The 15,535-nt window shown below is 39.4% G+C and carries 10 protein-coding genes; all 10 read left to right on the forward strand.

Features of this window, described 5'->3' with window-relative positions; genetic code table 11:
- Nucleotide 1 precedes the first annotated feature (1 nt).
- A complete protein-coding gene (locus ACSZOX_RS20620) occupies nt 2-505 on the forward strand; it encodes a hypothetical protein (protein WP_437922098.1) in 504 nt (167 codons plus the stop codon).
- Nucleotides 506-1,042: 537 nt separating this feature from the next.
- Entirely contained in the window at nt 1,043-1,354 is a 312-nt protein-coding gene (locus ACSZOX_RS20625; protein ID WP_437922221.1) for a hypothetical protein, read from the forward strand.
- A gap of 5 nt (nt 1,355-1,359) precedes the next feature.
- Nucleotides 1,360-1,866: a hypothetical protein gene (locus ACSZOX_RS20630; protein WP_437922099.1), complete on the forward strand. Its 507-nt coding sequence runs from the start codon at nt 1,360-1,362 to the stop codon at nt 1,864-1,866.
- A gap of 196 nt (nt 1,867-2,062) precedes the next feature.
- On the forward strand, nt 2,063-2,350 hold the full coding sequence (locus tag ACSZOX_RS20635) for a hypothetical protein (protein WP_437922100.1): 288 nt from the start codon (nt 2,063-2,065) through the stop codon (nt 2,348-2,350).
- Between the two features lie 402 nt (nt 2,351-2,752).
- Nucleotides 2,753-3,547 carry a hypothetical protein gene (locus ACSZOX_RS20640; RefSeq protein ID WP_437922101.1) on the forward strand — a complete coding sequence of 265 codons (795 nt, stop codon included), beginning with the start codon at nt 2,753-2,755 and terminating at the stop codon, nt 3,545-3,547.
- 1,255 nt (nt 3,548-4,802) lie between these two features.
- Nucleotides 4,803-5,486, forward strand: coding sequence for a hypothetical protein (locus tag ACSZOX_RS20645; protein ID WP_437922102.1), 684 nt, complete (start codon nt 4,803-4,805; stop codon nt 5,484-5,486).
- 298 nt (nt 5,487-5,784) lie between these two features.
- Nucleotides 5,785-7,080, forward strand: coding sequence for a Ca2+-dependent phosphoinositide-specific phospholipase C (locus ACSZOX_RS20650; RefSeq protein ID WP_437922103.1), 1,296 nt, complete (start codon nt 5,785-5,787; stop codon nt 7,078-7,080).
- Nucleotides 7,081-7,591: 511 nt separating this feature from the next.
- The gene (locus tag ACSZOX_RS20655) at nt 7,592-11,377 is read left to right on the forward strand and encodes an RHS repeat domain-containing protein (RefSeq protein ID WP_437922104.1); all 3,786 of its coding nucleotides are present in this window, start codon (nt 7,592-7,594) and stop codon (nt 11,375-11,377) included.
- A 29-nt stretch (nt 11,378-11,406) separates the two neighbouring features.
- On the forward strand, nt 11,407-14,985 hold the full coding sequence (locus ACSZOX_RS20660) for a DUF6443 domain-containing protein (protein ID WP_437922105.1): 3,579 nt from the start codon (nt 11,407-11,409) through the stop codon (nt 14,983-14,985).
- A gap of 1 nt (nt 14,986) precedes the next feature.
- Entirely contained in the window at nt 14,987-15,355 is a 369-nt protein-coding gene (locus ACSZOX_RS20665; RefSeq protein ID WP_437922106.1) for a hypothetical protein, read from the forward strand.
- The last annotated feature ends 180 nt before the right edge of the window (nt 15,356-15,535 follow it).

Genomic DNA, 15,535 nt, shown 5'->3' on the forward strand with positions numbered 1-15,535 from the left:
TATGATGAACTATTTGCTTTTCTGTTTTTTTGTGACTGTTGGTATATATTCTTGTACTAATGCCAGCAAGTCCGATGTTAATATTGACGAGCTTTTGAAAATGGATAGTATAGTTTCCCTATATCCAACATTAGATAGTTTTACTAGCTTTGAATTGTATACTAAAGCAATAAATGGTGTAGCAGTCTGTGATTCAGTGATCACTAAATGTAAAGAAGGAGAAAGTCACTATTCCATGGTCTTAGATAGCATTGGTGTTTCCGTTAGTAGTTTTGATTCGTTAGTTACAAAAATTGATGCTACGGGTTTTATAAAATTCTATCGTTATGGTGATTATTCCGTATGGGTAGAAAATGGTGCATTTGGAGATGTTTACGGGTATCTTATCAATCATAATCCGGCGATAGATGAAGTAAAATCTTTTGAACTTGATGAAAGATATCACATAGGTATAGGGGAAGAGGTGCGTAAAAATGTTTATTATTTTTCTAGCTACTTTGATTAACTATTGTTTGCAAGAATGTGAGGAATATCTTAGTTCTTTAGAGAATATTGTAAAACTAATAAAAAACAAAAGACTGATTTAATCGGGCTTTTGTTTTTTTATCTAAAAGCCTGTTTAGTTTTAAAATTTTGGATGTAGGTATCAATGAAATCGAACAAAACGCTTTTGGTGTCGGTATCCATTTTTTTGTATATCGTTATAGTTTCTACAACTACAGGAAGGAAGCCCGCTTATGCATCCACCCAAAAAGTCTAGGGAAGATAAAAGCTAGGATTAAAAAATTAATCGGTCGCAGTCGGGGTTGGTACGACGAAAAGCGAATTCTCTACGAAGATAGGGGAAGAAGAAACAGGCAGAATTTAAACGTTAAAATAGCCGTTATGATAAAGTTCAGATGCGTTCTGTTTTCATTGTTTAGTTCTGTTTTATACGTTTCAGGGGAATTCCATTCCGCTGGATATACCATGTGTTGTCAGATATAATCCTATTGGCGGATCTCCTTTTCAGGGGCGAAATTAGGTAGGATTAGGACATGAACTGGCGCATACCAGAGACCGTTTTATTAGAAATTTAGATATGACTACTTGGCAAACTGTAACAGACCAACATGGAAATCAAAAATCAATACCATATGCAGAAGTATCTGCAAACCATACCGAAAATCAAATCCGAGCTGAGAATGGTTTGCCTTTAAGGACACACTATACTGTTGATGCGAATGGTAATGGTACCGGAACTAGGATTGTTTTTAATGGCACAAGGCAAAGCTGCTACTATAATTCTAATGGAGTGACTAATCCAAATTATAGACCAATAAGCAGAAGAAATCAAATGCCATTTACATATTAATTAGCATGAAGAACGTAGTTTTATTTTTCGTTAGTCTTTTTTTAATTGGGTGTGGTTCAGTCACAGACTTTACTACATTTTCTAAGCGAATTTATAAAGTTCAGAATGGAAAAAAAGAATGTGGTGTTCATCCAAAACTATCATTTGAAAGTAGAAAAAAGTTGCTTGACCGGATTGATTTTATCAACTATAGTAATGATACAGTCTATTACCTTGAGTCTTATGCTGTGGAAACTGGCGAATATTATAATGCTATATGGACAGAGAAAGGTATTGTTGAATTCAAAGTTTATCAAAATAACCTCGAATATGGTAAAAACTTTTTTGTCCAAAGACTTTATAAAATGATTGAAGAATGGGATTTGTCAGCAATAAGAAAAGCTGAAAAAGAATCAGAAGGAATGCTAGGAAGTGCAATGATGACTGGAGCAATAATAGTCATTGATAAAGGTAATTTTAAACTGGATTGTATCCAGTTCAATGAGTTCTTTAATATAGGGTTAGACAACTAATGGTTGGGCGTGTTTGTTTTGGATAATGTACATCTTTGCATGGTATATGTCGGGAAGAAAAAAGTAGCGGAAAAAAAGTCGAAGGAGTGTATGGTAAGGTCGATAAAATCGGAGGGAAAACCGTTCTTGTTAATTCGAAATATATGCAAAATATTATAGATGGTAAATAGTGGCTTCATAAATAAAGATTGAAATTATGTCTAAGATTTTCTGTAGAAACCATATAAAATGGATAATCGTTCTTTTTTTTGGTTTGTTTTTATGGCTCAATATCTTTTTAGGAGAGTTTAATGGAGTAAGTGATGGTCTTACTCGGATTGGATTTCCTCTTGTTTTTTTGCAAGACACAGGAGGGAAATGTGAAGATTGTGAGAGTTTAAAATGGTTTAATTTATTGTATCTTATTGTTGATATTGTAATCTGTTTATTATTAAGTGCTATTATTCTTACGGGGGTAAAGCGAATTATTAAAAGAAAGGTCTAAGTGTTATAAAATAGCTAAGTACATGAAAAAAATATATAAGATTGATATTTAACTTGTTTACGCGGGACAATGAGCGTGTACTGAAAATAGAGTTGCTACGTTTAGTGCGAGACAGATTTAAAGAAATAAGTTTAAATCTGTTTGGTCGAGAATAACATAAATTAGCAGCATGAAAAGCCTACACTTTTAAGTTGCAGTTCCACGAGTTAACTGCCACAGATTATGGATACAGTTCTTTACAGGAAGCCTACCAGGTAAATAAAGATTACTATATTAAAGTGGGGGGAGAAAAAGACAGTAACTATTAACGGTAAGGAGTATGAAACAATTCAACTAACAAAGGATGAGGTAAGGGGAATTATTGATTATCTAAAAACATTACAAGAGAAAAAAAGAAAGAAGATGAGTCGTGAATTAATAGTACGTAAATCGAAATATAGAACAAATATTTTTTGTTTTCTGCTTGTATGGATTGCCTTTGCTTCCTGTAAGGGTAATACCCAATCCCGTAAAGTATTGCCTGCAGTAAATGAAGGTGAGAAAAAAAAGATAATTAAAGTGTCTGATAATTCATTAGATACAGCAACTTTTTTACCAAGAGAGAGTGCCATTAATCTATTAAGCTTTGATGACACTGGTTTTATAAAGATAAATCAGAAGAATATAAGCCTAAATCTTATAGAGACTGAAGGTCGTTACAATTTTTATATTAAGAAGCTGGATAAGATACTTTTTTCAAAAAAACAGTTGCAAGGAGTCTCAAAAGTATTGTTTACCGATGACTGGCTTTTGTTCACTCTTTATACTTCGTTTTCGGAAGATGGGGCAAATGAAGGTCAGGCCGTTATAATGAGTGTTAAAGATGGAGTCGTCAAGATATTTGACGACGTTTTACATAACACCTGTAATCCTGTTGTAATTGGTGAAAAGCTTTACCTTATTGATAATTTACAGGTTATAGAATCAGACCTTACCTTTGGCAGTAAAAGAACTTTACCTATTACATATTCTTCTGCATCTTCCGCTGATAATCCATATAGTTACTTGGACACTTATCTTATTTGTGGCCTATCTACGAGTAGCGATAAGAATTTGTTGGCAATTGAATTTAAACCTGTTAGGTCTGATAATGCCTGCAAGTTTTATAATGGAAGTATAGCGGAAAGTAATCAGATTCTTTTATTAAAAGAACGATAGAAAAAGCTGTATAGAGGTTTAAATCAAAAGCCCGGCTCATTTTATTGAAGGGTACTGAAAAGTGCTTTAAGAATTAAAGGTTAAAAAACGAAAATGTAAACTTACAATTATAGATGATCTAATTGAAATTACTACCGATAATCCAATGCCATTTACGGGTACTTCGACAAGTGGAGTTACTACTTTTAGTGCGAGACAGATTTAAAGAAATAAGTTTAAATATGTTTGGTCAAGAATAACAGAAATTAGCAGCATGAAAAGCCTACACTTTTAAGTTGCAGTTCCACCTTAGTTTGTTTCTATAAAGGAGATAAAATTAGTTAATTATGAAAAATTTGTTCAAAATTATTGCATACATAGTTCTCATTCTCCAGCTAGTACTTTTGGTTAAAAAAGGTAATGATTTGATAAACTATGACGGATATTTCGGACTGCCAAAAGGTTCCTATGGCTACCCTGTTCCATATCATAATATAGTATCAGTCTTCTTTCTAATAACATTATTTGTTATAAATATCCTGATCTTAATCATTAAGAAGAATAGTTTTTTTTATCATACTTCAATTGCGTTTACTATAATATATATGGTAATAACTGGATATGATCTCTATTTACATAGATATTCATATCCAGTTCGTTTTAAAGAAATCTTGTGTGTCTCTTTAGTGATATTGCTTTTTACTTTATTAATATCTAGGTTTAATGATCTAAATATAAAGTTAAATTTATATAAGCTAATCACTATTTTGGCACTCACCTTTGGTATTTTGATGTTTTTGCTTTGGTACCGTATCATAGGATAATTTATTGAATACGATGACAGGGCTAGGTTCTAAGATGCGGAGATCGGACGGTGGAATGTTATAGATCCGCTGGCTGAGCAATATCGACGTTTTTCTCCTTACAATTACGCGGTGAAAAGCCTACATTTTTAAGTTGCAGTTCTATTGAAGCAGATACAGTTGTAAGGAAAGAGGGCGCAGAAGCTATTTATAATATTGAATACTCGCAAAATCAAATTTAATTCTTTTGGAGGATTAAAAAAATATGGTGATATTGTTGTGTTAAAATACTAATAAATAAGTTGTTATAATTGTGGGGAGGATAGTATGAGATCTATTAACCATTATAGTACAATGAAATAAACCAGGATATACCGGAATAGCTTTGAAAGTTATCGCGACTAGAGGCATGGCCTCACCGACGTTAGGTCACTGTTGATACATTGAATTTCTTAATAATAGATATATTGGATATGAAAAGAAATATTTTATCAGTTTTGATGCCCATACTTTTAATTATAGTTTTTTTTAATACTTGCGAACTGGCAACTAGACTGCGAGGAGCTGAGCATATTCCAACGGACTATATAGATGGGTTGAAGTTAGAGTCGGCGGAAATAAGGGGTGCTGGTGTAGTTGTTCCAAAGTCGGGTCGGCCGGCTGTTGATTTGATCTATAAAAATAAATATTATTTGTTCGTTTTTGCATTTGACGAACAGGTGAGTAGCAAATTACTGCCTACCTTGAAATTTGAAGAAAGTAGGAAGATTGGTTTAACACCAAATATTTCCTATACGGGAGTAGGAGGTTACGTACATGCAAATTTCCCTATATCTTATCCTCATCTGTTGAAAGAGCCTTTCAGCATAATTCTTGAGCCCAACAGCAAGAAAGAACTAAGGATACTAAATGACTCGACAACCCTCGTCTTGCTAAAAGATTCTAGAGGTTTCAATATCCGTAATGAGAGTAAAGACTATGATGGAATTGTTTTCAAACTACAAGAAAATGAATATATGGAGTCTGTAGGTCATGTGGACGTGGGGATATTGGTATATCATAGACAAAAACGATTCTATCTTGTCGTTGTATCTGGTAAAAATTCTAATAAATCGCTACTATCATTTGATGAATTATGTACTGATTTTAAAATATAACCTTATTTTTTTACATAACACTACTAGATCTCCCATTTTTTGTTTTCTTCGAGATGTTCGAGTTCCTGGATACAAAGAAACAGGTAGAATTTTTTCTGCCTGTTTTTTTTTTGTTTTTTATTTATTGCTTATTTATAGAATTAATTAATCTACCTATTATTGGGTATTGTCTTCTTAAGGTATGTCATCTAGTTTTGTTCTGTTAGTTATTTTTTTAAATCTGTTTTGATTAATGTTAATGTATCTTTTGAGATAAACCTATACATCTACTTATTTAATAATTTAAAAAAGCAATTTTATGAAAAAATCAACAGACGAGCTTCGGTATTCCGATATCTCTTTTAAAGCTTCCCACAATTCTTATGAAAGGAACGAATCTATTGAAGACCAATTGAAGTTCGACCCAAGTAATCCATATCAAGGTGGTTGCCTGGGGCTAGAATTTGATATTGTCCGCGACAGCAAAGAGTACAGCGGAAATGATATTCCTGCCGACTACTTTACGGTTCAGCACGATACTGGCGTTAGGCATGGAAAACACTTGGACGTTTGGTTGGGCTATGTGCGTGTATGGCATTTGAATAATCAGGGGCATCTTCCTATTTTGGTGCAAATTGAACCTAAAAGTGGTGGTGGATACCATGATTTTCATAAACATCTCGATGATTATATTGCAAAGTATTTTTTAGGCGATGGGTTGGATCGAAGTAACATCTTTATTCCAAATGACTTCTTCAAAACGGACGACTTACCTACAGGGCCTTACCCTGTTCCGGCTGACAGTTCGCTGTGCGCGAAAGTGGTTGCGGATGGCTGGCCTACCCTCGACGAGTTGAAAGATAAATTTATTTTTGTGCTTTCGGGTGGGAACGGATGGAAAACAGAGTATGCAAATCAGCCTGGGCTTTTGACTTCCCTGATTTGTTTCAGTGATCAGGGAATTGCTGACGATGAGGAGCCTCAGGTGCCAGAAAAAGGGAATTTCGTTTTTTTTAATTGTAACGTTCGAAGTAAGAATGCGGATAAGTTCACCAAATTTATCCCAAAGTTCACAGACAAAAATCTACTGACCCGCGCTTATGAGGTGAACGGTGAAGATCTTTGGGCAAGTACGTTGAAGGCGCAGTTTAGCCTGTTGGCAACAAATAAAATTAAGAATAACAAATGGGCCTATGTAAGCAACGATGGAGCGCCCTATAAAGAAAAACGGGAGGCGCAGGACGAGTTTTACGGCCCGCTGAAGAATATGGCTAACGGGGAGTATAGAAATGATCATGCGACAAAAATGGTGAGTAAATTTGATGCGGCTAGTTGTCTGTTCTTTTTTAAACAAGAGGACTTGGGCGGTGTTTATTCGATAAAGAATACGAAGAACAATAAGTACTTTACGGATCACATTACCTCTATGGGGAGTAAAGTGGTTAACAACGATCAAAAATGGCGACTTAATAGTGTTGGTGAAAATCTATTTACAATACAGAATCTTACCAATGCGGAATACATGACCAAAAAAGCGTCGCAACTGTCAAAGAATTGTGGTACTGATGAAATCTATGAGATTGTAAAAAGGGATAAAGATGGAAAGGTGATTTAAGAATTGATATTACTTCAAGTTGACGGCCCAATCTGCAGAGTAGATTGGGCTTTTTGTTTATGATCTGTAAGTAAGATTTTTTTTAAAATTTTGCATTCAATTGCGGTTTAAAATTCGATTATTTTTAACGTATTTATTTTGTAATTATTGATAGATAGTTGTTTTGTTATTTGTTAAAAGCAAAGTGTTGAAATAAGTTTTTTTTAATCTTTTGTTTGAGATTTTTTTATAAAATATTTTTCTTCTTAATATGGTTTTTGTTTATTCGGTTGTCTTGTTAACTGTTGTTTTTATTGTGTTTTTTTGTTTTTCTAGATCTCCTTATAATCTTATATGTCATTTAATAATCATTGTTTTGTGATTATTTATTATGTATATTGGCGTGAATAGTATGGATCCCAATCTCTTTTAGATAAAGAAGCGATAAAGGGATTTTATAACGGACTGCTATTGGTCCTGTGTGTATTACAGTAGCTTTTGGAAAACGATATTAACCAGCCATTATTTTGCCATGAAAAGATGTATCTTTCTGTTCCTTGTGTTGACCTTCACTGTGTGTTTTACTTTTGCGCAGGACTTTGTCAAAATCCCAAACAGTCCCGAAGCTGCTGCCCTAATAAAGCAGACAGACTATCCTGTGGATATGAGCCGTGGATTGATCGATATTTCCATTCCGTTGCTTCGATTAACGAGCGGGAACCTTATTCTGCCCATCAATTTGAGCTATCATGCAGGAGGCTTCAGGAAAGATGAACGCTCCACGAGATCTGGTCTAGGGTGGAGCATCTCTGCTGATCTTCAGATAACACGGGTGATCAACGATAAAGATGATTTGGCTACTGCTCACGGTTATCTGGTTAATACAATGATAAAGGGGGAAGAAACTACATTTTTTGATCGGAACGGATCCGGTACCAATGTCAATATACATCTGATGGATTCAGTAGGCGATGGTAGTCCGGATAAGTTCAGTTTTAGCCTTCTGGGTAAAACAGGGACATTTGTCGCCAAGAAGAACTCGGCCGGTACGTCTTATGAGTTTGTTTCTGTTCCTTATGATAATATCAAGATAAGCTACAGCGACGGTGCGTTCACGATCTTGGATACGGATGGTACGCGTTATCAGTTTGGGAGAACCAATAGCGAAGTCGGCCCCCTTTATGCAACTTACGAAAGTGCAGCCGAGCATCTGCTCGAGAGAACTGATCTTAATATCACGGCCTGGAAGTGCTACAAGGTCAGTTCCGCACAGGGCAACAACAGTATGGTGTTTGAATATGAGCAGAAGGGGCTGGAGTACCAGGGGATTGCCGAAGATGAGATAGTGGTTTATAAAAATGAATCTTCCCATTCGAGTGCGATTACATGGTACGAAGGCAATAACACTGCTGTTTTCGCCCCGACCTACTGGGAGGGGGTATTGCCTACAAAAAGCTATCCGATAGGGTATCTGAAGAAACCCCTTGTCGAGCAGCGATTTGGGGGAATAAGTGATTTTGTGGTGTACAAGGTGCCCTATTATAACAGTTCAACAGGACAGATCGTTTTTCAGGACAAGCGATCGCAATCCGCTAACGGGTTCAGATCTGTTTACATCTATGGTCTTTCATTGAAGAAGATTATCACAAGGAGCGAAACCGTGGAATTTACGGGGGCGAACAGGTTATCTGCAGTAAGGCAGAAGACATCCGGAGGTACGGTAATCCGCAGTGTAGATCTTTTCCACTCGGCACCTACATTGAACAGTAACGGGCACGTGATGAGCAGTCTTTATCTGGATTCTATACATGTCTACGGCGCGGATGTAGCCCAGCGGCAAAGGTTTGCACTGAATTATTACAGCAAGGATGTTTTCGGCTATCAGTTAAAGGGCAGCGATATGTGGGGATTTGTCAACGATCATACTTTTAACAGTGTGGCAACAGGTCAGTCCAATGTGGGGACTATTCCTTACCAAGAGCTTACGGTAGGTAAGTATTATAACATCAGTACAGCTACGGTACTGGCAACCAATAAGAGCTTTTCCATAGGTATGCCGTCTGCTTCACAGCGGCATACATTTCATCCCAGCAGTACGGGAATGTTAAAAGGGATGCTTAAAAATATAATCTATCCGGGCGGGCACTACACCGAATTTGATTATGAACCCCATCAATACCGGGAAACGCTGACCAATGGATCGACAACACAGTCTGTCGCTGTCCAGGCCGGTGGGCTACGTATAAGGACTGTCAATTATGGGGATATCGACGGCTATAAATTATTGAAGCAGGAGTATTATGTTTATGGTTCTAACGAAGACGGTACCGGTGTTGCGCTGATCAGGCCTCCGCGGGCTCCTGAATTGCGTTATTACAACTTCGTGGGGGTACGTTCGGATCCGACTTATCAGATATATTACAAAAGGACCGTGGGAACGGGTAATGTGGTGAGCACACAGTTTATCACCATGGATACGATTTACAGATACCGTCCGGGAAACTATTATAACTACAGTCTGCCGAACGGTTCCCCGGTCTATTATACCAGTGTTACCCGATACGAAATGGATGGGGGGCAGCAAAAGGGGAAAACGGTCTTTGATTATTACGATCCAGCCTATTATATGTCGGCCTATTCTTCCGGCCTGTTTGAAATGTATAGGTTGTACGACTTTGATCTTTCTCCGATCAAGATTCCTTTTGAGATCGGATTACAGCGGTCGGTTACGACCTATGCGCGGGATGATCGCGCCGATAGACGTTTCAAAAAAGTAAGCCGGAAGAACTACAGCTACATGAAATATCAGCAAAGCGGTGTTATCCGTGCCGTTCTCGTTAGAAAAAAATATCTTTTTCGGGCACTTGATAGCAGCGCTCCCTATGCAAATAGCGTACTCTATAAACAGACCCCCAGCGTTCTTTCCGGTGCAAACACATCAAATGTGTTTTCCAATACGGAGTACAATATGTATTCGGGCAAGATGCTCCTTGAGCAGGAGCAGGAGATTGCCTATTTCGGTGAGACGGATTCAACGGTGGTTCTCCGTAATTATACCTATGGTGCATTACCCTATCTCCATCCCTCATCGGTACAGACGGTCAGTAGCGAAGGATTGGAACGGACTTCGGAATATAAATATTCCTACGATTATAGCGGTGCGATCCCCGTAGCGATGAGGGAACGGAATATATTGGATCATCCCATGGAAAAAATCGATAGGGAGGGCGGTGCTGAAATCTATCGTCAGAAAACAGACTATCAGTCGTTCGGTACATCGGGTCTTTATTACGGCCCGTCCCAGGTGTCAGAATCTTATTCGGCGGGTGCTTTAAGGGTCATCGGTCATTACGATCTATATGATGATTATGGTAATCTCCTCCAATATAGGGAAAGGGACGGTTTACCCAAAAGTGTGTTATGGGGCTTTAATGCAACCAGACCGGTGATGTTTGCGACTAATCTATCCTATACCGCCATACCGTTCAGAAGCAGCAGTCAGATTATTTCGCCTCTCGGAGCGGATGAGCTATCCGCTTATTTTTTGGCAAACCACAGTACTGTAACATGGCCAGAGGCATCTGATGTGAAATATTTAGTGTATGATATACGGGGGAATCTGAGAGAGGAGATAGACGCGAGGCTCACCAGAAGGAGGTATAGCTATGACGATAACGGGAGGCTGACCGTGGTCAGGGACGATGTCGGCAACGTTCTTAACGGATATACCTATAATCTCTACCGTTGGGCGTACAGCAGCATGCTGCCTTCATTCAGTAGGCCGATTATGGAATCGATATGCTGGCAGGGCAGCCCGTACCGCCATATCTATAACTCGGTATCATCCGGAGGGAGTGTCAGTGCGATGGGAATAGATAATGCAACCGAAACGGCACACAGTCACCTGTTATATAACATGTATTATGGATTAGATTACACGGATACGACCCTTTTTAGCATAGAGACAGCCTCGCGGCCTTTCGTCGAGGTCAGGCTCTACGGGGCGTATATGGTTGCCTACGATTATCCAAAGTATGCGTATGTGGATTTTGTTAAGGATGGACAGGTCGTGGCATCCAAGAAATTATTGTTCAACCTAATGGCAACAAATCCCAAAGAATATAATGTTCTCTATGTGCCTGCGGGCAGTTATAAACTCAGTTTTCGGGTCGATCCTTCAGCAAAGCATGAGGATGGTTTCTTCACAAACTTTGCGTTAAAAAATACAACGACAAATGCTTCCGCACTGATCGCCCACGGGAGTGGCCACAATTTTGTTGCCGGGAATCAGTACGAAGTATGGGTCACTAATTTTTAAGCTGTCAGATTATGGGAAACACACATAGAATGTTACAATTTATAAAGGGAAGGAAGGTGTCTTTTACAGGAAGTAGAATGGTCACTATTCTTGCCTGCTTAATTTCTGGTACAGCTTTCGGACAGAATAACGAAGTGACCCTGGCAAGCTATAGCGGCCAGCCTGAGATCGTAGCTTTACGCAGTGTAAACCTTATCGATGGCTTTCATGTTGCTACGGGTGGAAGCGTACGTATCTACATACAGAGTTCTCCAACCATACCGTCCCTTCCGGCTGTCAACCGCAATTATTTCCTGTCGCGTACGTTTAAAAAACCGGGCGTTACGGAGTCGGGCATTAATGGAGTTTTTTCGATTGCTGAAGAAAATCGGACGGTACAGTATGTCGATGCGATAGGGCGGCCCGTGCAGAGCATTGAAGTTATGGGAAGTCCTGCTTTCCGTGATCTGGTTCAGCACATCGAATATGATGTTGCCGGCCGCGAGTCTGTTAAATACGCGGCTTATGTAGAGCGTACAGGGACTACAGGTTCCTTTAGAACTTATGCAAAAGATAGTCTGGTGAAATTTTATGATCCTTTACAGGGTTGGGAGAGCCATGTCAATAAAACGGCTTATCCTTATGTAAAAACCGTTTTTGAGAATAGCCCATTGGGACGCGCGATAGAGCAGGGGGCCCAGGGGCATAGTTGGCAGCCCTATGATAGGAATGATCCACTGACAGGAAAATCTATTAAAACGGTCTATGCAACAAATAGTGATGGAGAGGTTGCTTATTGGCGGCTGTATGGTACCAGCGGAATAACGCAGCAGGGAAACTATGCGAAAGGAAAATTACACAAGACGATTGTTTACGACGAAAATAATCCGTTGAAGGAAAGAGCGGGAAGTGTCGAAGAATTTAAGGATTTTCAGGGCCGGACTGTTTTGCGGAGGCAATGGAAAACTTCTACAGAATCGTTGAGTACGTATTATGTATACGATAGTTCAGGAAATCTTATCTATGTGGTTCCGCCCGGGGTCACGGGTACCTTGATTTCCGAAGATGGTACAAACGAGCTGCATGATGTTACCTTCCGGGAGAATGTGTATGCATATCGTTACGATAATCTGAACAGGTTGATAAAGAAGAAGCTGCCTGGGAGAGGTTGGGAGTGGTTGGTATATAATGCGAGTGATAAACTGGTGATGACGCAGGATGCCGTACAGCGAACTGCAGGAAAATGGAGTTACGTCAAGTATGATGATCTGGGACGGGAGGTTTCCAAAGGTATATATACCAACAGCCTATTGTCCACGCAGGAGCAGGCGCAGTCTGCTGTAAATGCTGTGACTCTACGGGTGGAATATAGACAGGATTCCATTTATAGTAACCAGGCTTTTCCGACGAGCTCAATGCAGCCTTTGCTCGTTAATTATTACGATAACTATACGTTTGAAGGAAAGTATAGACTACCGTCTGCAGGGGTTTCGGCGAGTGCCAAAACGAAAACATTACAGACGGGGCTAAAGGTGTACCGGGATGACGGTACAGCACCGTTGTTGACGGTGAGTTATTACGATGATGAAGGCCGGCTGATCCAGTCGGTGTCCCAGAACCATATAGGCGGTAAGGAAACGGTGACGAATACCTATAGTTTTGCCGGTGAGTTGCTTACAAGTACAAGGATTCATCGCGATCAGAGCGGGGCACAGACGGCTATCGTTACGAAGAACGAATATGATCATGTGGGACGCCTGCTGGCCGTCAAGCATAAAATAGGCTCCCAGGATACGGTGCTGTTGATCAAGAACGAGTACAATGAGATCGGTCAGCTCAAGAACAGGTCGGTAGGCGGGAGCCAAACAGGAGATAATTTTCACACGGCATTGGCCTATGGTTACAACGAAAGGGGCTGGGGCAATAGTGTGTCCTCTCCTTATTTCTCTTATACGTTGAAATATGACCAGCCTTCACAGGGAGCTGTGGCCCAATATAACGGGAACATTGCCGAGCAGCATTGGACGCAATACGGGGAATCGGCAAAATATTTTACCTATACGTATGATAAACTGAACCGGTTGTCGGATGGTTACAGCGTGGGGGCTGGGATGCGGGAGGTTATGCAGTATGATGATCGTGGTAATATCACCGGTCTTACGCGTGATGGTTCAGCTTTTGCCTATACGTATATGGAGGGCAACCGGAGTAACCGCCTGCTGAGTGTAACAGGGGGAGTAAACAGTTATACCTACGATGCAAACGGTAATGCCACCTTGGACCGTAAGGGGATGAATATCCGTTACAACCAGTTGAACCTTCCTGATTCTGTTTGGCATGGTACGGTACGTGTAGGCTATCTCTACGATGCCACAGGGGTAAAACTTCGCAAATATTCCAATCAGGGAGGCAACAGGGACTATGTCGGAGGGATAGAGTATGCGGGTTCGAACATCGAGCTGATCCACACGGGGGAAGGTGTGGCTTATCGGAACAGTAATGGAACATATACTTACCGCTACAATCTAACGGATCATTTGGGGAATGTCAGGGCTACCATTTACCGCAATCCGACTACGGGTGCGATCGAGGTACTGCAGAAAGATAATTTCTATCCTTTCGGTAAGCAACAGGTTGTGGCTGCGGGGGGAAATAAGTATCTTTATAATGGAAAGGAGATCCAGAACGATGTCGGGAATCAATACGACTATGGGGCTCGTTTTTATGATGCGGAGATCGGACGGTGGAATGTTATAGATCCATTAGCGGAGCAATATCGACGGTTTTCACCATATAATTACGCTGTGAATAACCCGATACGGTTTATCGATCCGGATGGGATGGCTGTAACGGATTATACGGATGGTGGATTTGCTGCAAGTGGAGAAGATGCGCAGCGTATATTTGCTCAGTTTAAAAAAGTTAATGGTCTGAACGGTAGCTCTGACGAAGATGAAGAGGATGATCAGGAAGATCCGCCTAAGAAGAAGAAGAAGAAGGGATATTGGAGGGCATTTTCTGAAGCAAGTGCTGCGGCAGATCCCTTTTATCAAGTGGGACAGACTTGGACGAGATGGATAGGGGAAGGGCCAGGAGCATTATTTGAGGATGTAGGAAATACCTTCGGTGGATTTACATATAACTTAGGCAGTTTGTTTTTCGCTGAAACATGGGTAGATATGTATAATAGCGGAAATGCTTATATTAATGCATCGCCAGAAGAGAGGGGCGCAGCAGATGGCGCTGCTGCCGCAGGAGTAATCGAGGGAGCTTTTACTTATGCGCCATTGGGAATTTATTCATCTGCGGCATCTAATCTGGTACGAGGAGTGAGTGGATTTGAAATCGCAGTTTATAGAGTTTATGGAGATGGTGCGTCAATGTATGGCAAGTCTTATTCTTTGATAAACCCCCTATATGTACCTAATTATCGAAACTTTGCAGGTTTACCAAATGTTAATAGTGGAGAGTTTCTTTTAAAGGGTTATATTCCCCTGAAAGATATAAAAATAGGGAGATTGTTTGCTGCGCCATTAGATGGAAAGATAGGAGGGTTGCCTCTAGAATTATATCAAAATTATAAACAACTTCGTAGACCATCAAATGTAATACTTAATAGAAAATTTTGATATGTGTATCTTTAGAAAAAGAAAAAAAATAGAATTGGACGAGTCTGATAGACAACGTTTTTTAATTATATTGAATGATCTTGAAGATGTTTTAAACAAAGTAGATTTGAGATCTCATGCAAAAATTGTTAATCACATTGCAATGCTGTTGTGCAAGCATAAAGATGAAGATTTTGTAAAACATCTCAACGAAAAAGACATGTGGGGTGGCTCGGGTGCAGTATGGGAAGTTTATATCGACAATAAAAGCAGAGCAAAAGAGTTCGAAAAGAAAATGATTGAACTTATAGATTTTATGGAAGAAACGAAGGTTTTGGGTAAAGGAGTAAAACCTATCCGAAAGATATTCCTACAAAATGCCATAGATTAGATCAAAATAATGGTCTGGAATTGTTTTTTCTTTTTCATAATGGAGTTGCTACGTTTAGTGCGAGACAGATTTAAAGAAATAAGTTTAAATCTGTTTGGTCGAGAATAGCATAAATTAGCAGTATGAAAAGCCTACATTGTCAAGTTGAAGTTCTATATATACATATGTCTCCAAGGAGAA

This window comes from Sphingobacterium sp. LRF_L2 (assembly GCF_965644235.1).
Taxonomy (GTDB): domain Bacteria; phylum Bacteroidota; class Bacteroidia; order Sphingobacteriales; family Sphingobacteriaceae; genus Sphingobacterium.

What these genes read in the sequence shown, in the direction of transcription:
- ACSZOX_RS20665 (WP_437922106.1), top strand. Translation starts at nt 14,987, where the DNA reads ATGTGTATCTTTAGAAAAAGAAAAAAAATAGAATTGGACGAGTCTGAT.
- ACSZOX_RS20650 (WP_437922103.1), top strand. Translation starts at nt 5,785, where the DNA reads ATGAAAAAATCAACAGACGAGCTTCGGTATTCCGATATCTCTTTTAAA.
- ACSZOX_RS20620 (WP_437922098.1), top strand. Translation starts at nt 2, where the DNA reads ATGATGAACTATTTGCTTTTCTGTTTTTTTGTGACTGTTGGTATATAT.
- ACSZOX_RS20630 (WP_437922099.1), top strand. Translation starts at nt 1,360, where the DNA reads ATGAAGAACGTAGTTTTATTTTTCGTTAGTCTTTTTTTAATTGGGTGT.
- ACSZOX_RS20660 (WP_437922105.1), top strand. Translation starts at nt 11,407, where the DNA reads ATGTTACAATTTATAAAGGGAAGGAAGGTGTCTTTTACAGGAAGTAGA.
- ACSZOX_RS20640 (WP_437922101.1), top strand. Translation starts at nt 2,753, where the DNA reads ATGAGTCGTGAATTAATAGTACGTAAATCGAAATATAGAACAAATATT.
- ACSZOX_RS20645 (WP_437922102.1), top strand. Translation starts at nt 4,803, where the DNA reads ATGAAAAGAAATATTTTATCAGTTTTGATGCCCATACTTTTAATTATA.
- ACSZOX_RS20635 (WP_437922100.1), top strand. Translation starts at nt 2,063, where the DNA reads ATGTCTAAGATTTTCTGTAGAAACCATATAAAATGGATAATCGTTCTT.
- ACSZOX_RS20655 (WP_437922104.1), top strand. Translation starts at nt 7,592, where the DNA reads ATGAAAAGATGTATCTTTCTGTTCCTTGTGTTGACCTTCACTGTGTGT.